The sequence below is a fragment of the Peribacillus sp. NPDC058002 genome, assembly GCF_042886655.1.
Taxonomy (GTDB): Bacteria; Bacillota; Bacilli; order Bacillales; family DSM-1321; genus Peribacillus; species Peribacillus aracenensis.
In genome coordinates this window covers 1-24332 of sequence record NZ_JBHVQU010000004.1, presented here as the reverse complement: position 1 = coordinate 24332, position 24332 = coordinate 1, and the positions used below count along the sequence as shown (strand labels likewise).

The window sequence follows — 24332 nt, the reverse complement described above, 5'->3', positions numbered from 1 at the left end:
CGGCAACGAAATATGTGAATGTGAGCACGGGTTCACTGAATATGCGGAAAAGCGGAAAAGCTACCGCTAGCGTAGTCGCCATCCTTTCAAAAGGGACGAAAGTGACGGTATATTCGGAAGCTAATGGCTGGGCGAAAGTCAAAGCCAATGGAAAGGACGGATATGTCAGCACCAAATATCTATCGACGGCAAAGCCAGGAGCGGGATCAACGACAGTAACGCCTGAAAAAACGACAACAAAATATGTAAACGTAAGCTCTGGAACGCTCAATATGAGAAAAAGCGGATCGGAAAGTGCGAACATAGTCGCAAAGCTTTCAAAAGGAACAAAAGTGACGGTATATTCGGAATCAAATGGCTGGGCCAAAGTCAAAGCAAATGGAAAAGACGGCCATGTCAGTGCCAAATATCTATCGACAACAAAACCAGGAACGGGATCAACGGCAGTAACGCCTGAAAAAACGACGACGAAATATGTAAATGTCAGCTCAGGAACGCTCAATATGAGAAAAAGCGGGTCAGATAGCGCGAGTATAGTCGCAAAGCTGTCAAAAGGAACGGAAGTGACGGTCTATTCGGAATCCAAAGGTTGGGCGAAGATCAAGGCCAATGGGATTGAAGGGTATGTCAGTACTGACTTTCTTTCAACGACAAAACCTGAAATGGACTCCAATCCATCCATACCTGAAAAAACGATAACGAAATATGTAAATATCAGCTCAGGTTCACTGAATATGCGGAATAAGCCGTCAGAAAGTGCTTCCGTCATTGTGAAATTGGCAAGGGGTGTAGAGGTAGAAGTCATCTCGGAATCAAATGGCTGGTCAGAAGTTAAAGCGTATGGCGGAGAAGGTTATGTCAATTCGCAATATCTATCAGCAACGAAGCCTGGTTCTTTACCGGAGCAGAATCCGGACGGAGAAGAAAACACGTTAGTTAAATATGTAAATGTGAATGATGGCTCCAGTCTGAATATGCGGTCACAAGCATCAGCTTCCGCTTCAATTATAACCAAGCTTGTAAACAATACGGCGGTAACGGTGTATTCAGAATCAAATGGCTGGTCAAGAGTCACGGCCAATGGAAAAACGGGATATGTCAGTACGCAATATTTAACGGTCAAAGCACCGGAAGGTCCAGGAAGTTCGAATGGATCGATAATCAGGATCGATAAAGAATATGATCTTACGATGGAAAAGATGGTTGAAATTCAAATGGCCGTAAATGGCCAAACGGATAAAAATTATAAAACCTACATACGCGAAGATGGATTAACTTTAATCAATTCTACAAAAGGTACGGTTAAAGGAACCGGTTGGCGTCTCAGGGGCGGAGCTGGATCTAATTATTGGGTAGTCGGTCCTGTCAGCAATAATCAATCATTGAATATTAAATCAAAAGTAAAGGGCTCTGACGGATATTATTGGTATGAGGTGGACTATAACAAGACATGGGTAAATGCCAGTCCGGAAGATATAGAATATAATCTTAACCCCAATAATTTTGTGGATGATCCAATCAAATCATTCCAATTCGTCAAGCTCTCTCAAGTCACCAACATGGACGTTTCTGAAGTGAATAATAGAATCCTTTCAGGAAAAGGGATTCTGCAAGGCCAGGCTGCAACCTTCACTGCGGCAGGGGAGAAATATGGGGTTAATGAAATCTACCTGATCTCACATGCTTTGCTGGAGACCGGGAATGGCACATCACCGTTAGCGACTGGCGTAAAGGTTAACGGGAAAACGGTCTATAATATGTATGGAGTGGGAGCATTTGACGGAACGGCGCTAAGCAGCGGCGCTCAATACGCCTATAATGCTGGCTGGTTCACTCCGGAGGCGGCCATCATAGGCGGTGCCGAATTCATCGCCAAAGGATATATCTCTGCTGGACAGGACACGCTTTACAAAATGAGATGGAATCCTACGGCTGCAGAGAAATATGGATATGCTTCACACCAATATGCGACTGATATTGGCTGGGCAACAAAACAAGTGAAACAGATTTATAATTTGTATAGTTTACTAGATTCCTATAAATTGACCATTGAAGTTCCTAAGTATAAATAATAATGGTAAAAAAACACATGAGTCCGACTCATGTGTTTTTTTTTTGCTATTTGGTTTTATCCTTTTCCAGAATACCCCTAACGACATCCTCGATCGTTACCACTCCCAATGCCTTTTCCAAGGCAAGCTCCGCAACTGAAAAGATGGGCTCTATTGTGTTTTGTATATTTCTTCCAACAGTGCATGCTGGATTAGGATTTTCATGGATTCCAAATAATTCTTTATCCGAGGCAACGTTGACAGCCTGATAAACATCAAGCAAAGTGATATCCGACAATTCCTTGGCCAAAGTTGCTCCGGCGATACCCGGACGAACGTTCACTAAACCTGCATTCTTCAGCATGCCGGTGATTTATCTGATTAAGGCTGGGTTGGTGTTTACACTTTTTGCAATAAAATCAGAAGTGTTAACGCCTTCTTTGTTTATTTCTAAAAGAGATAATATATGGATTCCTACGGAAAAGCGGGTACTGATGGACATCTCTTTTTTCTCTCCTTTAAAATCTCTATTCTTATATAGTATAAATTATTTAACATGTAATTCAAGTGGTTACAAGTTATAATGGCCTGCAAGAATAATATTTATCCATTAACCGTATCCTTGTCAAGTAACGCCGTTTCTGCAAAGGCAAAAATAAAAAGTATGTGTAATTGACAAACCAGCATGGTGAAACTTATATTATAACGTGTAAATGAATCAGTTACAGGTGAAAGCAACAGGAGGGGGGAACCGAAATCGGCCGCTATGGCTGGTGAAGAAATATCGACACAACTACAAGTGATGGAGGTATATGATGGCTAATAAAAAAAAGGGTAATCAAAAACAATCTTCTGCATTCACGTTTTGGATGATAGGGTTAATCGCTGTAATCATTATTGGCTTTATATTTTTGGCAAATGGGAAGGACGAAGATACAGCCGTTAAAGAAATCGATTATAAATCACAGCCTTATTTGGGTGAAAAATCAGCACCTGTCCAAATAGTCGAATTTGGTGACTATAAATGTCCAGTATGTAAGACATTCGAGGAGCAATTCTTTCCTTCCATACAAAGCGAATTGATTGATACAGGAAAAGCGCAATTTTATTTCATGAATTATTCGTTCATTAACGTCGATTCAACCAGATCCGCTAAATTTGCGGAAAGTGTTTATCAGGAATTAGGAAATGATACCTTTTGGAAATTCCATGAGCTTCTGTACGATAAGCAGCCAGAGGACCTGAAATATGAAAAGGAAGATGTGTTTACGGACAAATTCCTAGAAGAAGCATTGAAAGAAATCGCAAATGCCAAAGATGTGAAAAAAGTCGTTTCCTCTTTTAAAGCAGGCAATTCCGAGGACCAATGGAAAAAGGATATGGATTTGGCCGACGAATTGGGCGTTTCCGGAACTCCTTCCTTATTTGTCAATGGCAAGAAGTTTGAAGGAAATACAATTGATGATTTAGAGAAAATGGTTGATGATGCAGCGAAGGAGAAATAGTGATGAACAAGCCACTATTATTTTCTTGGATCCTATCGATCATCGCCACTGCTGGAAGTCTCTACTTTAGTGAGATTCTCCATTATGTACCCTGTACCTTTTGTTGGTATCAAAGGATCTTGATGTACCCGCTCATTATTTTATTGGGACGTGCCTTTTATGAGCAAGACCTGAAAGTTTACCGATACATCCTCCCATTAACGATTTTGGGCATGTTGGTGTCAGGATATCACTATAGTCTGCAAAAAATCCCAGCATTAAAGCAGTTCGAAATGTGTCAAAGCGGTGTTCCCTGCTCAGGTGAATATATAAATTGGCTAGGATTCATCACGATCCCGTTTTTGGCCTTTATCGCGTTTACTCTCATCACAATCTGCATGGGACTGCTAATGAAAAAGAAAAACAGCTAATTTAAGCGCACCATTCTAAAATGAATGGTGCTTTTTTATATATATCGACGAAAAATCAGGATAGATCTCCGGAACCTGCAATATCTTGACGAAAAAATCGAATATTTCTCAGGAAATAGCAAAATATCGACGAAAAACCAAAATATATCTTCGAAAGCTGCAATATATCGACGAAAAACCAGGATATATCTTCGAAACCTGCGATATATCGACGAAAAACCAGGATATATCTCCGAAAATAGCAAAATATCGATGAAAAATCAGGAGATATCTTTGAAAGCTGCGATATATCGACGAAAAACCGTGATATATCGACGAAAAACCGTGATATATCGACGAAAAACCGTGATATATCTCCGGAACCTGCGATATATCGACAAAAAACCGTGATATATCTCCGAAATCTGCAAAATATCGACGAAAAACCAGGATATATCTCCGAAACCTGCGATATATCTTCGAAACTGAATATATCTCCGAACTCCTCTAAATAATAAAGTTGACAAAATAGCAACCTGTAACTTATATTATTACATGTAAGTAATTAAGTTACAATTGAAGTTCCAAAAACAATATATAGGAGGAATTTAAAATGAAAATCGGTATTATTGGTGCGAGCGGAAAAGCTGGAAGTCTGATTTTAAAGGAAGCATTGACTAGGGGACATGATGTTGCGGCCATTGTCAGGGATGAAGCTAAAGTCCAAATTCAAGGAGCATCCGTACTGGAAAAAGACGTATTCGATCTGAAAGCTGAAGATATTAATGGATTCGATGTGGTAGTGAATGCATTTGGCGCTGCTCCAGGGAAAGAACATCTGCATGTCGAGGCAGGAAAAATCTTGATTGAGGCCATGAAAGGGGCTCCTCAAACTAAACTGATCGTTGTTGGCGGAGCTGGAAGCCTTTTCGTTGACGAGGCAAAAACGATCCGTGTATTGGATACGCCTGAGTTCCCTAAAGAGTACTATGCAACAGCCTATAATCAATCCAAGAACCTTGGCGATCTACAAAATGCCACTGGCATCCAATGGACGTTCATCAGCCCTTCCGCTTTCTTTGATCCGCAAGGAAATAGAACAGGTGGGTATACATTGGGCAAAGACAACCTTCTTGTAAACTCAAAGGGTGAAAGCTATGTAAGTTATGCCGATTTTGCCCTTGCGGTACTTGATGAAATTGAAAACCCGCAGCACATCAACCAACGCTTTACCGTTGTTGCCGAAGCTGAATAATTTAGTGGACGTCGCTCCTTGTGGTGACGTCCATTTTTTTTGCGTTGAAATGTATGAATTATAGGCAGGCTGTTGATTCCAACAGATCCCGACTTGTTAAAAACGAATGAATTGATAAGTCGAACTAAATAATCAGGTCCTTGGACCTAGTAGTCATATAGTGAAAAAAAATAAGGCCATTTCCTGAAATATTGAGGAATGGCCTTATTTTTTTCAAGTAGAAAGCGGGATATTGCATGGAATGGCAGTTAAAATTATGGTTGTTTTTACAAAAGAAGGGTATTTTTTTTGTTAATATATTTACAATAAACGAGTCTATGTTACTATAAAAAGGATGATTCAGAAAAAAATGGTGTTTTTTGTAGATTTATCTTAATGTGAAGGGGTTACAAAGTATGAAAAAAGTTAAAAAGGCGATTATTCCTGCAGCGGGATTGGGAACTAGATTTTTGCCCGCAACGAAGGCAATGCCTAAAGAAATGCTGCCAATAGTCGATAAACCAACTATTCAATATATTATAGAAGAAGCCGTGAAAGCGGGAATTGAAGATATAATCATCGTCACAGGAAAGAATAAGCGAGCGATAGAAGACCATTTTGATCATGCATATGAACTTGAGAATAACTTGAGTGAAAAAGGGAAATTCGATTTATTGGAGAAGGTGCGATACCCATCCAATTTAGCTAATATCCACTACATTAGGCAAAAAGAACCGAGAGGCCTCGGACATGCTGTTTGGTGTGCACGTAATTTTATTGGTGATGAGCCTTTTGCCGTCCTTTTAGGCGATGATATCGTGGAAAGCGATGTGCCCTCCATACGTCAATTAATCAACGAATATGATGCGACAGGTTCGTCGATCATTGGAGTGCAGCCGGTAAATGAGAACGAAACACATAGATACGGCATTATTGACCCGCTTATGCAAGAAGGCAGAAGATACGAAGTGAACCGTTTCGTCGAAAAACCAAAACAAGGAACGGCACCATCCAATTTAGCCATCATGGGAAGATACATCCTGACTCCGGAAATATTCGATTTCCTGGCCAAGCAGGAAACAGGAGCCGGAGGTGAAATCCAATTAACGGATGCCATCCAAAAACTGAATGAAATCCAAAAAGTCTTCGCTTACGATTTTGATGGAAAACGCTTTGATGTCGGTGTTGTTGATGGTTTTGTGAAAACGACCATTGAATTTGCCCTGCAACGTCCCGATTTAAGGGACGATATCATAAAAGTAATGGAAAATATCCTCGACCTGCATAAGGCAGTGGACAAATAAACTTTTACTGCCCATTCATAAACTATTAATTTAATAGAGTAATCATTTTAAAAAATCTCCAACTATTGATCATTCATAGTTGTTATTTTGGGTTAATGAACGGCAAACATAATTTTGAATGGTGAATAAATCGATAAAAGGGGATGCCAATTCAGTGAATAAGAAGGTAATAAAAAGAAAAGCTGATTTCCTTAAACAGCCTATCGCCAATTTCTTATTAAAGGAAAATCATCAGCGTGTAAATAAATATGCAAAGTATTATGAGAAATCAAGTGTGCAAAAAAACACCATTCTATATGAGAGTCGTGATGGAAACAGTATGACTGACAGTCCATACGCGATGTTTAAATATATGCTGGAAAATCAGGACTTTAAAGATTTCATGCACATTTGGTCCATCCAGGATTTCAATGTCCTTTCAGGTGTAATGGCGAAGTATAAGGATATGCCGAATGTTCAATTCGTTCAACGCAATTCAAAGGAATATTTAAAATGGCTGGCAACAAGTGAGTATTTAATCAATAACTCCACATTCCAGTCTTTCTTCATCCCTAAAAGCGAGCAAATTTACATCAATACCTGGCATGGAACGCCCCTTAAGAATATGGGCTTTGATATACCCGGTAACCCTTCTCATTCTCAAAACGTTGTCAGGAACTTCTTGAGTGCGGATTTCATCTTGAGCCCTAATGCCCATACTACTAATATGTTTACAAAAAGCTATAAACTGAATGGTTTGTATAAAGGTGAAATTATAGAAGAAGGATACCCGAGGATCGATTTGACGCTGAACACGAATCCGGGGGAGTATAAGGGTTATCTTAGGACTCTAGGTTTGAAAATCAGCGATGCCAAGGAAAGTATTTTATATGCCCCGACTTGGAAGGGGACGAATCTGGCTAAAGTGGATAACGATCTTTTGCAAATTATTGCAGATATGAATGATTTACAAAGTCAAGTCGGTGAACAATATAATATATTGATTAAGGTGCACCCTTATCTTTATAAAGAAGCCACTAAGCATTCGGAAATCAAGGATCGACTAATACCTGATCATGTGGATACAAATGAATTGCTTGCTGCAGTCGATTTACTTATCACGGACTATTCCAGCATCTTCTTTGATTACCTTGTTACCGATAAGCCAATTCTGTTCTACACATGGGATACGGACGTTTATGCTGAGCAAAGGGGTCAATATCTCCAAAATGATGAACTCCCGGGACCGATGCTTTTTAACTCAAAAGAATTGGCACTGGCCATTAAAGATATTAAAAATGTGAAATTGAGATATTCCGATAAATATAAAAAAATGCAAGGGAAATTCACGAACCATGAGGACGGAAAAGTAACAGAGAGAATAGTCAAAAATATTTTTAATAAGTCTACGAAACAGCTGAACACAATTACTGGCCTCGATTCCGCAAAGGAAAAAATATTGATTTATCCAGGTGGATTGAGGGATAACGGAATTACATCCTCTTTCCTTAATCTAATGAATAATATTGATTATGAGAAATATGATGTCAGCTGTTTTACTGCCACGCCTCACTCTCACGAGGTTTTGAAAAATATGGGCAAGGTTAATAAGAATGTGCGTTTTCTATTCAAACCTGGCTTACCTGTGTATAAAATTTTGGAAGTCTACAAAGATAAATTCATCCATAACAGAGGGGAAAGAGGATTCTTAGGGAAGAAGCTTTACCCGGAAAATGCCTATATTAGAGAGCATGCACGTTTATTCGGTAAAACGAAGTTTGATTTTGTGATCGATTTTAGCGGTTATAGCCATTATTGGGCTAAATATCTGCTGGCTGCAGATGCAAAAAAGAAAGTTTGTTATATGCATAATGATTTGCTTTCTGATAGTGAGCGCATCATTAATGGAAAGAGACCTCACCGTATCAATCTAAGGGGACTGTTTTCCGTATACAATCGATTTGATAAGCTTGTAAGTGTTTCTGAGGGAACGATGGAATTAAACCGAAAGAATCTATTGGTGTATGCAGACTACGATAAGTTTGATTATGTAATGAATTCGATCAACCCGGATAAAATCCTTCAAATCGTGCCAAATGAATCTGAGGTTATCGAAAATGATGAAAAGGCATTGATCACAGAAAACTTCAAAGCAAGGGCGATATTAAGGGATGTTAAGGATAATCATGTTTGGAATGCCCTTCCGGGAATTTCGAATGCCAATCAATTTCCACTGGAAGAACGATTTGAAGGTGCTGAAATCGTGATTTCAAGAAAGGCCCATGCCGAACAGAACACTTTTTACAAATTCAGCCATAACAATCAAATCATTGGCTGGATTAGTGAAGAAGCTGTTGATCTGTTGCCGGACAGCATCATTTATGAAAAAGAAGTGGATAAGATTGCAAGGTTAGTAAAACCTCGGTCGAACTATATTTGGTCGTTGCCGTATAAGATTGAAGGCACGTACAAAATCTCTGGCAGTCATGATTTTAAAGGGATCATTGTAAAAGTCGATAAGGAAGCAAAAACCCAGCATTCGATTTATAGCAGAATATCTGTAAAAGATAAAATGATAGGCTGGATAGATAATTCAGCTTTATCCATGCTTGAACATTGTACAATCAATGAAGACATGAGCTTAAATGACAAGCTGCAAATCATGATGAAAAGAAAGTATATAATATCCAGGAACTATAAAAACAATAAAAAGTTCATTGATAAGATTGAAAATAGGACGTTGAAGGAAATAAACACGGGTAATCAGAAGTACGGAAAAATAACCAATCCGGAGGACCATACAATCTGGACGAAGGCTTATCCGAACTACAAGGCCAAAAGAGTGAGCAGGGCAATCGATTTTGAAGGGCAAATCGTCAGGATCATAAAGTATAACAGAACAAACAAAGGCGGCTATTATCTTTTCGAAATCGATAATAAGAAAATAGGCTGGTTAAATACGGGGGCATTCGAAGTCATAGAAGAGCCAATCCTGTTAAAAGAACGGGAAGTTCGCGGCACTGCCGAAATTAACTTGGGCGATTATAATATTTGGGATAATCCTTATGGGCTGCAAGATGCCATGGTCTTGGAAAATGGGCCAAGCTTCAATGGCCGGATCGTGGAATTTGATAAAGAAGCGGTTACCCAACTTGGTACTTATGCCCATATATCATTGGATGGGATATCTATAGGCTGGATCGATAAACAGGCGTTATGCGTGCAAGAGGTCCATGGATTGGAAGTGAATAATCAATTCGTTCCGTATCCTGATAAAAATGATTTTAACTTTGTCAATATGGGAAGATTATCACCTGAAAAAGGTCAAGATAATTTGATTCATGCTTTCGCAGGCTTTCATGAAAAACACAAAAATAGTAAACTGTATATTTTAGGACAAGGCCCATTAAAGGAAGATTTGCAGTCAATCGTTGATGAGCTGGACTTAAATCATTCCATTCATCTTCTGGGCCAGCTAGAAAATCCATTTTCGTTCATGGAAAAATGTGACTGCTTCGTTCTTTCCTCACATTATGAAGGGCAGCCTATGGTTTTATTGGAGGCGATGACTTTAGGAATGAAAATCATGGCTACTGATATAGTGGCTAACCGAACCGTTTTGGAAAACGGCAAATATGGTTTACTTGTCGAAAATAGTATAGATGGGCTGGAAAAGGGCTTATCTACCATGGTTAGTAATGATCATCCTAAACTAGCGAAGTTTGATTACACCCAATATAATGGATTGGCCATGGAAACCTTCAATAAATGCTTATAAAATGAGGGAGGTTCTTATCATTAAACCTCCCACTAATGAAATATTACGAGATTTGGCAATGATTCATTTAAGCTTAAAGTAAAAGGGGAAATTCTATATGATTTTGGTCGTTGGCGGTGCTGGATATATTGGAAGTCATCTTGTAAAAGAGTTAGTGAATACTGAAGAGGTTGTCATTCTGGATAATCTATCAACCGGTTTTCGTTCGCTGGTCGATTCGAAGGCCATCCTGGTGGAAGGAAATTTAGGGGACGAAGCGGTCTTGAATGATATTTTCCTTAAGTATCCCATTAAAGCCGTTATGCACTTTGCTGCAAATAGCTTGGTTGGGGAGTCTGTCCAAGATCCTTATAAATACTATGAAAATAATGTAGGTGCAACTCTTACATTGTTGAATACCATGCTCAAGCATGATGTTAAGAATTTCATTTTTTCATCAACGGCAGCTACATACGGGATACCGAATGTTGATATGATTGATGAGAATCAGCCAACCAATCCGATTAATCCATATGGCCGCTCGAAATTGATGGTAGAGCAGATCTTAGGAGACTTCGCAAAAGCATATGGACTTCATTATGTCGTCTTGCGTTACTTTAATGCGGCCGGAGCACATGCATCGGCAGAAATCGGTGAAAGCCATGACCCGGAAACACACTTGATTCCGATCATTTTACAACATTTATTAGGGCAACGTGAGAAGATTTCCGTGTTTGGTACGGACTATGACACAGAAGATGGCACTTGCATCCGTGATTATATCCATGTAACGGATTTAGCCCAAGCTCATATAATCGCGCTTCAAGCCCTATTATCCGGGAAGAAGGATACGGCCACCTACAATCTTGGGAATGGAAAAGGATTTTCGGTTAAGGATGTAATCGACACTTGTGAAAAAGTCACGGGAGTGAAACCGACCATCGAGTATGCTGACCGTCGCCCTGGAGATCCCGCCCGCCTGGTTGCTTCGGCCAATAAGATATATGAAGAACTTGGTTGGAAAGCATCGATAGATTTGGAAGAAATCATTGAAAGTGCGTGGAAATGGCATAAATCTCAAATGAATTAATGGTCCCTTGGGACTCGATAGTCGTTTTTCAGACTGCAGGAAAACTCTAAGAAATACGAGTTTTCCTGCAGTTTTTTAGTTGAAAACATTCCAGCTTATTTCAAAAATCCGCTCCCTTTCCGCCGGATTTTTGCCAAGCCTCATCAAAGCAAGCGTCTGTGGGGTCTCGGCTAGCCAGTCATTCGGCAGGAGTGTCGCAAATTTCTTCCATACATAAACGGATCTTAAACATGATTCGGGATGAGACCAGCCTACTCAAAAGAATACTTTGGCTTAGGCCAACAGCCACTCATCTCGCCCTTCACACGCTTGAAGAGGGAATCTTCTGGCGGGAAATGATAAAATCAGTGGCCATTTCACTGAGTATAGGACGAAAAAGGGATTTTGATGGAGATATAGAATTACTAAAGAGAAGCACCATTCATTTAATAGGAGATGTTAGATTTGAAGATGGTAAAGGTTTTTCATTACGATGCGTTCAGTAGTATACCGAATAAAGGAAATCCGGCTGGTGTCGTTTTAGATGCGGATGGACTGACGGAAAAGGAAATGCAGGATATAGCGCTGAAGGTGGGGTTCAATGAGACCTCTTTTCCCATGGAGTCCGATATTGCGGATCTTAGAATCCGTTATTTTACACCAGGACATGAAATGAATCTCTGCGGTCATGCGACAATGGCTACCATCCATGCGCTGAAGACAAGGGGATTGCTGGATAAGGATGAGCTGATGATTGAAACAGGAGCGGGAATATTGCCAATCAAGATCCATACGACTGCGGATCAAGAGGTATACATCACGATGAAGCAGGCCGCGCCACAGTTTGAAGCGTTTAGCGGAGATAAGGGTAGCTTGGCCAGTTCCCTCGGGCTTGATATAGATGATCTTGAAAATGAATTACCTATCGTTTATGGAAGTACAGGTTTATGGACTTTACTGGTTCCGGTAAAGGAACGCGATTCATTCAAAAGGATGAAGGCGAACAATAAACTGTTTCCGCAATTATTAAAGGAAATGCCAAGAGCTTCAGTTCATCCCTTTTGCCTGGAAACGTATGATAGTGATGCCCATATGCATGCCCGGCATTTTTCCTCGCCATTTTCAGGTACGCTTGAAGACCCTGTGACAGGAACGGCTTCAGGTGTAATGGGCGCTTATTATGCAAAATACATAAAGGATGGTCTTGAAGATGAGGTGCATCTATTAATCGAACAGGGACATGAAATCGGGAAGGATGGCAGAGTCCGCGTTACGGCTGCCAAAAACCATGATACATTCGATATTGAAATCACAGGGAATGCTGTCTACGTTAAAGAATTTGAAGTGGAAGTCTAAAGGTTCATGCAGAGGGGGATGGGCGGTTGGATGATAAGCATATAAAAACCCTGTGCTAAGACTTTTCGTGTCTTAGCACAGGGTTCTTGTTGAATCATTCTCCCATGCTCATTCCTTTTAAAACGACCGCAGTCAGAAACACGGTCACGCAAATGATTGAGGTGGATACGACAATCGCTATTGGTAAAGTCATTGTAAAGTCCTCCTTTAGATGATGGTCACGCCGCTAAGATCAACCTTAGCTCCATGTAAAAAGTTGTAAGTGAGTTTATCCATCGAAGCTCCAGTAAAGTCGATTTTCTTTAAATCCGACATCCGAAATTGAACATTGATGAGTGTGGCATCGCGGAATGATGCCTTTTTCAATGAAGAACCCTCGAAAATGGTTTGTTTGAATGTTTCCTTATCAAAAATAAGACCAGATAAATTACAGCCTTTAAAATGGGTTTTATTATAAATGCAGTTCTTGAAAGTAACTCCTTTTAAATTTGCGCTTTTAAATAGGGTACTGGTTAAATTGGCGTTTTCAAAGATGCAATTATTTAAGTTAGTGCTTTTAAATGTGCTGTTCGTCAGGTCGGAATGGCTGAAATCAGAACGGCTTAAATCGCAGGAATTAAATTTTCCATCATGCACCGAAACCGAGCGGAAGTCGGAATCCAATAAGCGTTGCCTGGAATAGTCCATGCTTATCGCCTGCTCAAGCACATTGTATTGCAGATTGAGCGATTCCATGAGCTCTGATACTTCCCCAATCGAATCCACAGTCAGCTTATACGCTTCCTGCTCGCTGGTACCATTCCTTCTATGGTCATTGTATTTTTCCAGTAAGTTTTGCAGCAGTTCTTCTTCCAATTCCTTTGCTGTTTTTGCACTTTTGTACGGGGCAAAAATGTTATGAACATGTGTATTCAATTTTTCGATCACATTTCATCTTCCTTTCTTACAAGAGGCGCTCAAGTATTCGCTTGGCCTGCTCCCAGTCATTTTTATTTTGGATATATGTGTCTTCCCCAATCGGGGTGATTTTGTAATATTTCCTTCTCCCGCCTTGTGTGGCATCTCCCCAATAAGAGATGATGCATCCGTCCTTTTCCAGTCGCTTTAAGCTGGAATACATCGTCGCTTCCTTAATTTCATATTGCTCATCCGAATCCATATATATCAGTTTGCTGATTTCATAACCATATTTATCGCCACTTTGCAGGAGTTTTAGAATCATCGTATCTACATGTCCTCGAAGCAAGTCAGAGGATAGTTGTCGTTGAACCAAATCCTCACCTCCTTTGGTATATCTTAAGATATATTACTATGACAGTCAAGGTAATATATTTAAAATGAATCGCGCAGGTGTAATGTCTGCATTTAAGCGCCGCATGGAGATCATTCTTACTAATTAGCCAGATATGATATCCGCTTGGAAGGGATTTTTAATGCTTTATAGAAAAAGTAAGCAAGGGGGTGGGGATGTTGAATAATTCGTGGAATAAAGTGATTTATAAGGTTTGGTCGCCGATTTATGACAAAATCTTCAATTCTCATCTCTTTTTAGATGCCAGGAAAAGAATATTTGAAGAGATGCATTTCCAAGATCATGCAAAGGTTCTGTTTGTGGGCGTAGGTACTGGGGCCGATTTGGAGTTGATCAAGAACCTTGACCTGGAGATAACTGCGATAGACCTGTCAGCCGATATGCTAAATAAAGCGATGGAGAAATTTGATAATACATCGATCAATTTTCTCAAGATGGATGCACAGCATATGGAATTCGATAATGAATCGTTTGACTATATAGTAGGAAGTTTGATTCTTTCCGTCGTACCTAATGCCGATGAATGCCTACGGGAGATGATCAGGGTTTTAAAAGGCGAGGGGAAAATCATACTATTCGATAAGTTTATTTCTAAAGATGAAGTGCTATCACTACCCAAAAAGCTTCTGCGGCCCATCATTAGATTTTTAGGAACGGATATTGGCTTGCGGTTTGAAGACTTGTTCATTAGACATGATAAGAATTTGAAAGTTGAAGAGGATCGACCGATCATGCTGAATGGAATGTATAGGAAGATAATCATCAGTAAGCGGATTTGATAGATTGGTTTGGTGGTAATTGGAAAATATGAAAGGACCCCTATCCCAATTGAATAGTAATGGAAATGATGCCATTCTGGAAGTCTTAATGGAATGGACGCCACATTATCCAAATTGGCTCAACTGAACATTCTTGGCAAAAGGTACGGTGTCGGCATTATAGAAGAGATGGTCAAAGTAGCGATGAGTAAGAATAGGGGCATCTGGCTGAAACCAGTATAATTAAATGGCGGGATACCTATGAAGATCTATTGAATATGCTGGACTCGTTATTGCGTGAGCCAACTGCATTCTGGAATGATTTTTATGAAGACCGTGAAAAGGGGGTTCCCTTTTTCGAAAATTTCCCTGATGAGAATTTGGTTACATATTTTGATGGAGGGTCAATTGGGCCAGGAAAGGTTCTTGAGCTTGGGTGCGGACCTGGGAGAAATGCCGTTTTCCTTGCTCAAAAGGGCTGTTCCGTTGATGCGGTGGATCTTTCGAAGGCAGGACTGGAATGGGGAAAAGAACGAGCGGCAGAAAAGAAAGTGAACGTGAACTTCATTCAAAGGAATATATTTGATTTGGATATTGAGGAAGGGCAATATGACTTCGTGTATGATTCAGGTTGTTTTCACCATATTGCGCCACATCGAAGGATCAATTATTTAGAGATGGTGAAAAAGGCGCTAAGGCTTAAGGGATTGTATTCAATTACTTGTTTTGTCGAAGGCGGCATATTGGGTGGTGCAGAACTTTCAGATTGGGAGGTATACAGGCAAAGGAGCCTTAAAGGCGGATTAGGTTTTACTGAAGAAAAACTCAGGATGATTTTCAAGGAATTTGAAGTGGTGGAAATACGTAAAATGAGGAAAATGGAACAATCGGATGAAACGTTTGGGGTGGAAGGTTTATGGACGGCCTTATTTATGAAAAAGTAAGGTGAAATGGTGATGCGATGGTTTTACCGGAGGATCTGGGAACAGGTCCTTTTTTGTTGAAGAAAAGGGGGGATTTGTTAACCAAATATAAAAATGGTAAACTTTAATAATAAAATGCTTTTTGGGTGAACGCAGATTTACCAGAATAATAGATTAGGTTCCTGCAAATTTTTTTTGATAAACAGTGGTTGCGTGGTTTCAAAAACAGCTGGGAAGGTATATGGAAAGAGGGGGGCATTGGGCATCAGGTCATGACAAACCATGTATTGAAGAGTCGGTGCTTTTCCTTAGCTGATGAAACGTTTAACTTTCAATGCCTGACAATGCTGATTTCTGTATGTAGTGCATTCAATTTATTGATTACTGAGACCAATTGGAATGCTATTTTATAAAAAATAGGTGGAGAAACTTATGCATAGAAATAAAGAATTATATTCCTTTTTATTGGGCGTGGCAGCACAATTGACTGATGATTGGTACGCAACATTGAATAAAGGCGATAAAGCGGGTGTGTATAGTTCATCCGATCCCAAAGTGATTAAAAAACTTAAGCAGCAAAATAATGAATTCCATTTGCGTTTCTTTCAGGTCTTCGTTACGGAGGAGAGGGAATTCTTTAAGCGGCTTGGTGATTGGATTGAAGATATCGGTCAGGATGAGCAGCATTTAAATACACCGATCTATTTTATATTGAGGGAGTTTTTTCGAACGCAAGATCAATACCTTGATTATATTGACAGGTTTGTGAAATTGCATGGTGACCAATATCCACAGGAAGAAATAAATTCCTGGTACCGGATAGTGGTGAAGGTGTTCAGTGAAGTGATGGAGAGGTTTACTGAAGCGAATCATCGATATGCCAATAAAATCATGAAAGCCCAACAGGCAACGATCGATGAATTGAGCACGCCCATCATTTCCCTTAAAGATAACATGGCGTTGCTTCCCTTGATAGGCAATATTGACACGACAAGGGGCATGACCTTGCTTGAAAACACCTTACAAAAGTGCGTTGAAAAAAATGTCACAAGGCTTTTCATTGACCTATCGGGCGTACATGCAATAGATGGTGCATCCGCACACCAGCTGTCGCAATTGATTGAATCCTTACATTTGATCGGTATTGAAACAACCCTTTCAGGACTTCGGCCGGAAATAGCCATGACTGCCGTTAAGCTTCAACTTCCTTTTGATAAAGTGACGATAAAGTCCACTCTTGCCCAGGCAATCAGTACGATGAAATAATACATACATATCCAGGGCATGGGATGCTCGTTATAAACTTCATCGAGAAGACCTCCATATGGGGGTCTTCTGCATGTATAAGTGATGCTGCATTCAAAATAGGTACAGGGCCCATAAAGCAAAAGCCGGAACCTGTTGTCATGAATTCCGTTTGAACAGCGATTTTGCCACAAAAAGCGTGCAGCCGATGGCTGATCTCATCCCTTCTGCAAGGCAGAATTAACCCGAAATGATTGAACCCCCCTCCGTACTCAATTCCCTTGATTTCAGGCCGGAATGCATTAAATTGACAAACGTATCCCGCTCCTATTATTTGGCATTTGTAAACCCTAAACCGTAAAAAAATATATCTTTAACAAGACTGAAAATTTACGTTTCATTTACATTTTAAAAACGTATTGACAAATATTAGTTAGCACATTATGATAGGTTCGATTAAACGATTATGATAACCGGCACCGATGTACTTTATTAGATACTTTCAAGCGGAACATGCTATTGCCAATCAAAATTTATAGTATATATAAATTATGTTTCTTTTGTAAATGATAAAGGAAAAAGCAGTGCGTTCGTATTTAAATATTCAAGACATTTTATTAAAAAGGCGGGCAATTATGGAGAAAACGTTCAATAGATATGTTATTAATGCTACAGGCAAGGGTGGCCAGACATATTTAACACAATGCCAGGATAAAGATGCACTAAGGAAATGGATAGCCGATCATGAGGATCAAATCATCATGGATGAGTTAAGGATAACGGATAAGAAAAAGAATCCGTTTTTAAAATTGTTTTCCCTAAGGTAAATCAACTAAAATCCCAACATCATTAGCGGTATTATTCAATTATGAAATCCCTGTGTTCTATCCGGGAACGCTGAGCGAAAAATCCATATCTTGTTTTGCTTTTAAACTCATTTATTTAAAAATGAGTTTTTTTGCTATGAAAACCTCTTCCGTTGGTAATATAGGAGCGGAGGCCAATTTAATCAGGTTTAAAGGCATGTTGATGGCACATGCCTTTGATGATTCGTTCATTGTATGAATGTACGCAATTGGCTGATGAAGTTCAAGATTTGAAAATGGATTTTCGCCATTTCTTCCGCCGTCTGCTCTTCACAATTTTCCAGCCACTCAGTAATCACCCCTAAAATCGCAGATGTCAGGAAGGCGTGCATATACATGCGGAATGCTTCATCTTTAGCTGCTGGATGCTGGCTGATCAAACGCTCCAACAGTACTTCACCGAATACTCGCTTTATTTTTTTGGCAAAAGAAGGATCGCCCTGATCACCAAGAATGGCCCTCAATGCGTGGGCATGTTCACTGATGAATTGAAAAATCTCTATGAAGGGCGGGTAAAGCTGTTGTTGATGAAGAGCCATAAAAGCCTCTTTCGGCAAAATGGCAGTAATGCGAGTTTGAAGTTCTTTTAACAATTCCTGCTGTAAGTGATCCATCAATTCATATTTATCTGTGTAATGCAAATAGAATGTGCCCCGATTAATGTTGGCGCGCTCTGCAATTTTCTTTACTGATACATGTGAGAACCCTTCTGCTTCAACGAGTGCAATGAAATGATAATGTATCTGCATTTTCGTCTTTTGTACCATATCCTCATGAATCGATGCCATGGAATGTCTCCTTCACTGAACATTTTTCCAAATGTGTTGATTGTATTAGACCAAATGCTGCCTTAGAATGATGATACACTCAACACCGTGTTAATTAAAGAGGGAGGATGTGTGTACATTGGAAAACGCGATTTCCATTGAAGGAATTGCCAAAGGTTTTCATCAGAAAAAGGTCATTCAGCCATTGAGTCTGAGTATTGAAAAAAATGGGATTTTTGGCTTATTAGGTCCATCCGGTTGCGGAAAGACGACCTTGATTAAGATGATTGTCGGATTGATTAAGCCCGATGCGGGTAAAGTCACGGTTCTGGATCATGAAGTGCCAAATCAAGCACTGTTAATGGATGTCGGCTATATGGCACAGTCCGATGCTTTATATACAGAACTGACCGGAGCTGAAAATCTCGAATTTTTTGCGAAGCTATACCGTTTTTCGAAAAAGGAACGAAGGGAACGCATTCAATATGCAGCTGAAATCGTACAGTTGACGAATGACTTGAATGTTCGGGTTGCGCATTATTCCGGGGGAATGAAACGCCGTCTGTCACTGGCGGCGGCACTCATCCAAAATCCGGCGATTCTCATTTTGGATGAACCGACAGTAGGAATAGACCCTTTGCTGAAACAATCGATTTGGCAGGAACTTGAGCGTTTAAGAAACGAAGATCATAAGACGATCATCATCACGACGCATGTGATGGATGAAGCGGAAAGATGCGATAAACTGGCGATGCTGCGTGAAGGTGAAATCATCGCGGCAGGAACCCCGGCAGCTTTAAAAACACAATTTGCCGCGGAAACGCTTGATGATGTTTTTTTAAGGATTGGAGGTGGCCTAAAATGAGAATGGCCTCTCTAGTTACTCGAATTACTCAGCAGCTGCGCCGGGATCGAAGGACACTCGCTTTATTTTTCCTGGCTCCATTGCTCATTTTAACGCTCATGTATTTTATTTTCGATACAGAAGCAAGTGATTTGAAACTCGTTGTTACAGGCAGTGATGAAACCATGGTCAAAGCATTGAAACAAGCGGATTTTCAAGTAACGGCTGCTAGGGAATTTTCTCAGGAAAAAATGATTGAAAATGATACGGATGGCTGGCTGTATGTTGAAAATGGCAAAATGAAACTGACACTATTGAACGACGAACCGTCCCGTGCAAAGGCCGTTCAAATGCAAATGATGCAAGCTTTGCAAGGGAATGAAAACAACACGCCTTCAATTGAGGAGCGATATGTATACGGGGATGCCGACACAAAGGGTTTTGATACTTTCAGTCCGATGCTTGTCAGCTTTTTCGTCTTCTTCTTTGTATTTTTAATAGCGGGAATCGCGCTTTTGAAAGAGCGTACAAGTGGTACGCTGGAACGGCTGCTTGCCACCCCGATTAAAAGATACGAAATCGTAGCGGGCTATGTGATCGGATATGGCTTATTTGCTCTCGTTCAAACCATAATTGTCGTCCTATATGCTGTCAATGTATTGGATATCGTCCTTGTTGGCTCCATTTGGCTCGTTTTACTGACGAATATACTGGTCGCGCTCGTTGCATTATCGCTTGGTACATTACTATCGAGTTTCGCGGCATCCGAATTCCAAATGGTACAATTCATACCGCTGGTCATCGTGCCGCAAGTCTTCTTTACAGGGATTTTCCCATTGGATGGCATGTCGGACTGGCTGCAAAAAATCGGCAAGATCATGCCTCTCTATTATGCATCGGATGCCATGAACGGCATTATGTACAAAGGCTTCACGTTCAATGAGGTATTACTTGATCTCCTCATTCTCCTTGCATTTGCAGCCGTTTTTATCACCATCAATATTATTAGTTTAAAAAAGTACCGGGCACTTTAAAATGAACCATCTAAAAAAAAGCCGGATTCCTGGAACAAGGGGAACCGGCTTTTTTTGTATTGCTGGACATACTTTTGAGTTGAAAAAGATCTAGTTACTTATACTTTTTTGACCATGACCTTTTCATTGTTATAATCTGATTCGCCATTGAATGCAAAGCCGAATTTCCTATACAAATGAAGGGCGGCCTGATTATCTTCAACTATGCTTAAATAGATTTCAGGACAATCATATTCTTTTATTAATCTTTTTATTAAAGCCTCCAACAAGATATTTCCAAGCCCGAAACCCTGATGTTCAGCATCAATGAAAAAGCGGTCTAACCACACTCTGCCATTTTCACCTTCCCCAGGGAAAAAACCATACATCGCAAAACCAACCAAGGTATCATCCGAATAAAGCCCAACTGGTCTGTAATATTTACATTCCTTTGCGTCGTTTAAACATTGCTCAGTCGTTTCGATGTAAGCCTTTTGCTTTTCATTTATTTGCAATTTCAAAATATCCATTACATTTTCGTTCGAGACTTCATGTATAGTGGTCTTCATCATTTATTTTCCTTCCCCATTTCGCACCTGGTTATCCGTTTTGTTATCATGATATATTAATACACTAAGGTATATGGTTACCATATAGTCAAGAGGAGAGATCGTAATGTCCGATGGAAATGTAGGCAAATATTTTACTACTGGCGAATTCGCCAAATTATGCAATGTAAAAAAACAAACGCTCATTCATTATGATGAGATTGGGCTTCTTACTCCCGATATAAAAAACGAAAAGGGCTATCGGTATTACTCTTATCAACAATTCGAAGTTTTTTCGGTCATCACGCTTTTAAAAGAATTCAATATGCCTTTGAAAGAGATCAAATGGTTTCTTACTAACAGGTCACCTATGGAACTGATTGAGCTTTTCAAAGAAAAGACCATAGAATTAGAAAAAAAGATAAAGAACCTTCACAGAGTGCAGAAGATCATTGAAACGAAAATATACCTCACTGAAAAAGCGATTTGTATGGATGACTCTCAAATCACCTTGAAACTTCAGGAGGAAGAACAGCTCTTCCTTAGTGAATCCATCCTGAACTCTTCTGATGCCGAATTCTTAAAATCTACATCTGACTTCATTGATTTCTGTAATGAAAATGAATTTTACACAGGATTCCCTATCGGGGCCATGATTAGTAAAGAAAACATCATCGACGGGAATCATGATGACTATTCATTTTTGTACACGAAAGTCATGGGAAAAGCCCCCACGTTCTATTCAAAACCGAAGGGACTCTATGTTATTGCCTATCATAAAGGCAGTTATAAAAATATCTCCGAAACGTACGAAAGAATATTGCAATTCATGGAGAGTGAAAACTTGAACCTCAAATCGTTTGCATACGAAGAATACATCTTGGATGAAGTCGCGGTAAAGGGGTATGAAAACTACCTGACGCAAATCATGGTTGAAGTGGAATAAGGCTGGGGAGAGAATCACATAGTTCGGGCGAGGACTATAACATGCGAATGAATCATTCCAAGCAATCGATTAGCCTTGAAAAGCTGCCTCTTGACGAACATACTGGCAGTTTTCTAAATGACAGGTTTATATTCTGCAGTTTGTTGACGGGTTCTTAAAGTTGTCCTAGGATATAAGGACATGCAATGATTGGTAAGAAATAGAAGGGGGAGTTATATGTCTCTAAAATCGGTCATGCTTTCCCTTTTGCTGTCGCAAGCATTGTTTTTGTGCGGTTTGCCTTTTTTCTTTCAGCTCCGATTATATTTGAATCCTTTAGTGATCATCGTTGTCTGGTTTTGTATACTTCTTTTCGTTTCGTTTGCGGTTCTTTTTTTTCGAGGTGAAACGGTCCGAATACCGCGCCTTTTGTGGCAGGTAATACTCTTTGGCTACAGTTTATCATTATTGGTTTTGCTGTTCTTTCGACCAGAAGGGCAGGTATATTCGTATAATTTGGTCCCTTTTTCTACGATTCTTTTATATTTATCGAACGATATGAACGGGCTTGTGTCATTTTATAACCTTAGCGCCAATGTGGGGCTGTTCATTCCATTCGGGCTGTATTTGTTGTCGAGGGAAGGGAAAGAACCCTCCGCAAAAAGGAAATTTCTTTATCCATTACTTTCGATTTCGGCCATCGAAATCTGTCAGTTTGTTTTTCGGCGCGGAAGTTTGGATGTCGATGACCTTATCCTGAATATGATTGGTGTTTATCTGGGGTACGTTCTGTACCCTTTGTTCACGAGAGTGGCAGTATTCCGTCCTGGAAAAGTAAAGGGATGAGAGGCAGTATAAATATTTAAAATGAAAGGATGTTTTTCATGTATAGTACGTTAAAAGAATTATCGGGCCATCCGGTGTTTCATTATTTTGCAGCGATATCCGAAATCCCGAGAGGATCGGCTAATGAAAAAGCGATCAGTGACTATCTGGTTCACTTCGCTAAGGATAGGAACCTGGAGGTGATCCAGGATGAAGCGCTGAATGTGATTATCAAAAAGCCTGCCACATTTGGATATGAAAGTGCACCTACCGTCATTATCCAGGGGCATATGGATATGGTTTGCGAAAAGAACAAGGGCACGCTTCATGATTTCGAGAAAGATCCGCTTCAACTAAGGATTGTGGGAGACATGTTGTATGCGACGGATACAACTTTGGGGGCGGATAATGGAATTGCTGTTGCATATGCTTTGGCATTATTGGATGCAAATGATATTCCGCATCCCTCTCTTGAAATAGTCATAACGACTGAAGAAGAAACGACAATGAACGGGGCACTTGCCGTGGATCCGGCTCACTTCAAGGGAAAAATGATGATCAATATCGATTCGGAGGAAGATGGAAAGCTGCTTGTCAGCTCTGCAGGAGGAATACGAGTGCGGCAGGTCCTGCCAATCGGATGGGAATCGGCTTCAATTGTTGATGCTGTATCTTATAACATCAGGATTAAAGGGCTGAAAGGCGGACACTCCGGTATGTCCATCCATAAGGAAAGAGGGAATTCCAATAAACTTTTGGGCAGAGTATTACATGAATTAACGGCAGATTTCCCTTGCTACATACAGCAAATGAACGGGGGGCTGAAAGGGAATGCCATTCCTCGTGAAGCAGAGGCGACTGTACTGATTCATGCAGAAGATGTTCAGAAGATGATGGAGAGACTTCAACAATGGGAGAATACTTTTAAAAATGAACTGCAATCCTCCGACCCTGAGGTATTGATCAGGTTTGAAAAAATCGAAACGGTTTCTTCAAATGTTTTTTCCAAAGAGACGGTGACTAAAGCCATTACCTCCTTACTGGTAATCCCGCATGGCGTTCAAGGAATGAGCATGGGAATAGAAGGATTAGTGGAAAGTTCGACGAATCTAGGGGTCGTTACAACAAATGAAGCGGAAATGATATTCGAAAGTGAAATCAGGAGTTCGGTCAAAAGCATCAAATATAATATGGTCACGCAAGCAAAGGCGATTGCCGACATGCTTGGGTGCGAGCTATTGGTTGACGCGGATTATCCCGAGTGGCCCTATAATCCTGATTCGAAACTCAAGAAATTATTTGAAGAGACATACAAAGAAAAATATCATGAAGATATTGAAATCATCGCTGTGCATGCAGGGATCGAGTGTGGGGTATTCATAGATAAGATACCAGGGTTGGATACTGTTTCAATCGGGCCAGATATGTTTTCCGTACATACACCTGAAGAACACTTAAGCATCCCATCGACCATAAACAACTGGGAATACTTTGTTTACACATTAAAGAGAATGAAGGATATATAAAGGACAATTGAATTCAATAGATTTAGAGACATCCTATCGTTAATTGATAGGATGTCTTTTTTTAGTTGATAAAGAATAGACCGTTGATTTCCTCTCCAGGCACTCGCTTTCCGCGGGCGGTCCGGGAGCCTCCTCG

The 24332-nt window shown here is 40.1% G+C and carries 22 protein-coding genes and 1 pseudogene; 18 read left to right on the top strand and 5 right to left on the bottom strand.

Annotation, left to right across the window (positions count from 1 at the left end):
- Positions 1–2072 (top strand): SH3 domain-containing protein (locus ACFVSH_RS01870; RefSeq protein WP_387704509.1); only part of this gene is annotated, 2072 nt, incomplete at its 5' end.
- A 46-nt stretch (positions 2073–2118) separates the two neighbouring features.
- On the opposite strand, the pseudogene ACFVSH_RS01865 reads toward ACFVSH_RS01870, so the two are convergent.
- Positions 2119–2553 (bottom strand): annotated as a pseudogene (locus tag ACFVSH_RS01865) (Rrf2 family transcriptional regulator).
- 313 nt (positions 2554–2866) lie between these two features.
- Here ACFVSH_RS01865 and ACFVSH_RS01860 point away from each other — a divergent pair.
- The 7 genes from ACFVSH_RS01860 (at position 2867) to ACFVSH_RS01830 (ending at position 12644) form a co-directional block, all read left to right on the top strand.
- Entirely contained in the window at positions 2867–3556 is a 690-nt protein-coding gene (locus ACFVSH_RS01860; RefSeq protein WP_387704507.1) for a DsbA family protein, read from the top strand.
- Between the two features lie 2 nt (positions 3557–3558).
- Entirely contained in the window at positions 3559–3966 is a 408-nt protein-coding gene (locus ACFVSH_RS01855; RefSeq protein ID WP_387704505.1) for a disulfide oxidoreductase, read from the top strand.
- 592 nt (positions 3967–4558) lie between these two features.
- Complete coding sequence (locus tag ACFVSH_RS01850; protein ID WP_387704503.1) at positions 4559–5200, top strand: NAD(P)-dependent oxidoreductase; 642 nt, start codon at positions 4559–4561, stop codon at positions 5198–5200.
- Between the two features lie 395 nt (positions 5201–5595).
- Entirely contained in the window at positions 5596–6483 is an 888-nt protein-coding gene (gene galU, locus ACFVSH_RS01845) for a UTP--glucose-1-phosphate uridylyltransferase GalU (protein WP_387704501.1), read from the top strand.
- Between the two features lie 154 nt (positions 6484–6637).
- Positions 6638–10240: a CDP-glycerol glycerophosphotransferase family protein gene (locus ACFVSH_RS01840; protein WP_387704499.1), complete on the top strand. Its 3603-nt coding sequence runs from the start codon at positions 6638–6640 to the stop codon at positions 10238–10240.
- A 97-nt stretch (positions 10241–10337) separates the two neighbouring features.
- Positions 10338–11309, top strand: a complete 972-nt coding sequence (galE, locus tag ACFVSH_RS01835; protein ID WP_260285159.1) for a UDP-glucose 4-epimerase GalE — start codon at positions 10338–10340, stop codon at positions 11307–11309.
- Between the two features lie 444 nt (positions 11310–11753).
- Complete coding sequence (locus ACFVSH_RS01830) at positions 11754–12644, top strand: PhzF family phenazine biosynthesis protein (protein WP_387704497.1); 891 nt, start codon at positions 11754–11756, stop codon at positions 12642–12644.
- Between the two features lie 207 nt (positions 12645–12851).
- Here the strand turns inward: ACFVSH_RS01830 and ACFVSH_RS01825 are convergent, their stop codons facing one another.
- Both ACFVSH_RS01825 and ACFVSH_RS01820 read right to left on the bottom strand, forming a co-directional pair.
- Positions 12852–13571, bottom strand: a complete 720-nt coding sequence (locus tag ACFVSH_RS01825; protein WP_387602902.1) for a pentapeptide repeat-containing protein — start codon at positions 13569–13571, stop codon at positions 12852–12854.
- A gap of 16 nt (positions 13572–13587) precedes the next feature.
- Positions 13588–13866 (bottom strand): PadR family transcriptional regulator, encoded by a 279-nt coding sequence (locus ACFVSH_RS01820; protein ID WP_370662603.1) that lies wholly within the window; start codon positions 13864–13866, stop codon positions 13588–13590.
- Positions 13867–14114: 248 nt separating this feature from the next.
- Between ACFVSH_RS01820 and ACFVSH_RS01815 the strand changes: the two genes are divergently transcribed.
- From ACFVSH_RS01815 to ACFVSH_RS01795, 5 genes are all read left to right on the top strand, one after another.
- The gene (locus ACFVSH_RS01815; RefSeq protein ID WP_387602899.1) at positions 14115–14735 is read left to right on the top strand and encodes a class I SAM-dependent methyltransferase; all 621 of its coding nucleotides are present in this window, start codon (positions 14115–14117) and stop codon (positions 14733–14735) included.
- A gap of 93 nt (positions 14736–14828) precedes the next feature.
- Positions 14829–14957: a hypothetical protein gene (locus ACFVSH_RS01810; RefSeq protein ID WP_387704495.1), complete on the top strand. Its 129-nt coding sequence runs from the start codon at positions 14829–14831 to the stop codon at positions 14955–14957.
- 35 nt (positions 14958–14992) lie between these two features.
- Positions 14993–15658 (top strand): class I SAM-dependent methyltransferase, encoded by a 666-nt coding sequence (locus ACFVSH_RS01805; RefSeq protein ID WP_387704557.1) that lies wholly within the window; start codon positions 14993–14995, stop codon positions 15656–15658.
- 411 nt (positions 15659–16069) lie between these two features.
- Positions 16070–16903, top strand: a complete 834-nt coding sequence (locus ACFVSH_RS01800; protein ID WP_387704493.1) for an STAS domain-containing protein — start codon at positions 16070–16072, stop codon at positions 16901–16903.
- A 614-nt stretch (positions 16904–17517) separates the two neighbouring features.
- Complete coding sequence (locus ACFVSH_RS01795) at positions 17518–17709, top strand: hypothetical protein (RefSeq protein ID WP_076370632.1); 192 nt, start codon at positions 17518–17520, stop codon at positions 17707–17709.
- 227 nt (positions 17710–17936) lie between these two features.
- Here the strand turns inward: ACFVSH_RS01795 and ACFVSH_RS01790 are convergent, their stop codons facing one another.
- Positions 17937–18536: a TetR/AcrR family transcriptional regulator gene (locus ACFVSH_RS01790; RefSeq protein ID WP_387704491.1), complete on the bottom strand. Its 600-nt coding sequence runs from the start codon at positions 18534–18536 to the stop codon at positions 17937–17939.
- A gap of 118 nt (positions 18537–18654) precedes the next feature.
- Between ACFVSH_RS01790 and ACFVSH_RS01785 the strand changes: the two genes are divergently transcribed.
- The gene (locus ACFVSH_RS01785) at positions 18655–19380 is read left to right on the top strand and encodes an ABC transporter ATP-binding protein (protein ID WP_260285149.1); all 726 of its coding nucleotides are present in this window, start codon (positions 18655–18657) and stop codon (positions 19378–19380) included.
- Positions 19377–20393: an ABC transporter permease gene (locus ACFVSH_RS01780; RefSeq protein WP_387704489.1), complete on the top strand. Its 1017-nt coding sequence runs from the start codon at positions 19377–19379 to the stop codon at positions 20391–20393. The genes ACFVSH_RS01785 and ACFVSH_RS01780 overlap by 4 nt, the downstream gene beginning before the upstream one ends.
- 98 nt (positions 20394–20491) lie before the next feature.
- Here ACFVSH_RS01780 and ACFVSH_RS01775 read toward each other — a convergent pair whose 3' ends face one another.
- Positions 20492–20941: a GNAT family N-acetyltransferase gene (locus ACFVSH_RS01775; protein ID WP_387603162.1), complete on the bottom strand. Its 450-nt coding sequence runs from the start codon at positions 20939–20941 to the stop codon at positions 20492–20494.
- 106 nt (positions 20942–21047) lie between these two features.
- On the opposite strand from ACFVSH_RS01775, the gene ACFVSH_RS01770 reads away from it, so the two are divergent.
- The 3 genes from ACFVSH_RS01770 (at position 21048) to ACFVSH_RS01760 (ending at position 24196) form a co-directional block, all read left to right on the top strand.
- On the top strand, positions 21048–21866 hold the full coding sequence (locus ACFVSH_RS01770) for a MerR family transcriptional regulator (RefSeq protein ID WP_387704487.1): 819 nt from the start codon (positions 21048–21050) through the stop codon (positions 21864–21866).
- Between the two features lie 216 nt (positions 21867–22082).
- Positions 22083–22691, top strand: a complete 609-nt coding sequence (locus ACFVSH_RS01765) for a VanZ family protein (protein ID WP_387704485.1) — start codon at positions 22083–22085, stop codon at positions 22689–22691.
- Positions 22692–22729: 38 nt separating this feature from the next.
- Positions 22730–24196, top strand: coding sequence for an aminoacyl-histidine dipeptidase (locus ACFVSH_RS01760; RefSeq protein WP_387704483.1), 1467 nt, complete (start codon positions 22730–22732; stop codon positions 24194–24196).
- Positions 24197–24332: the final 136 nt, after the last annotated feature.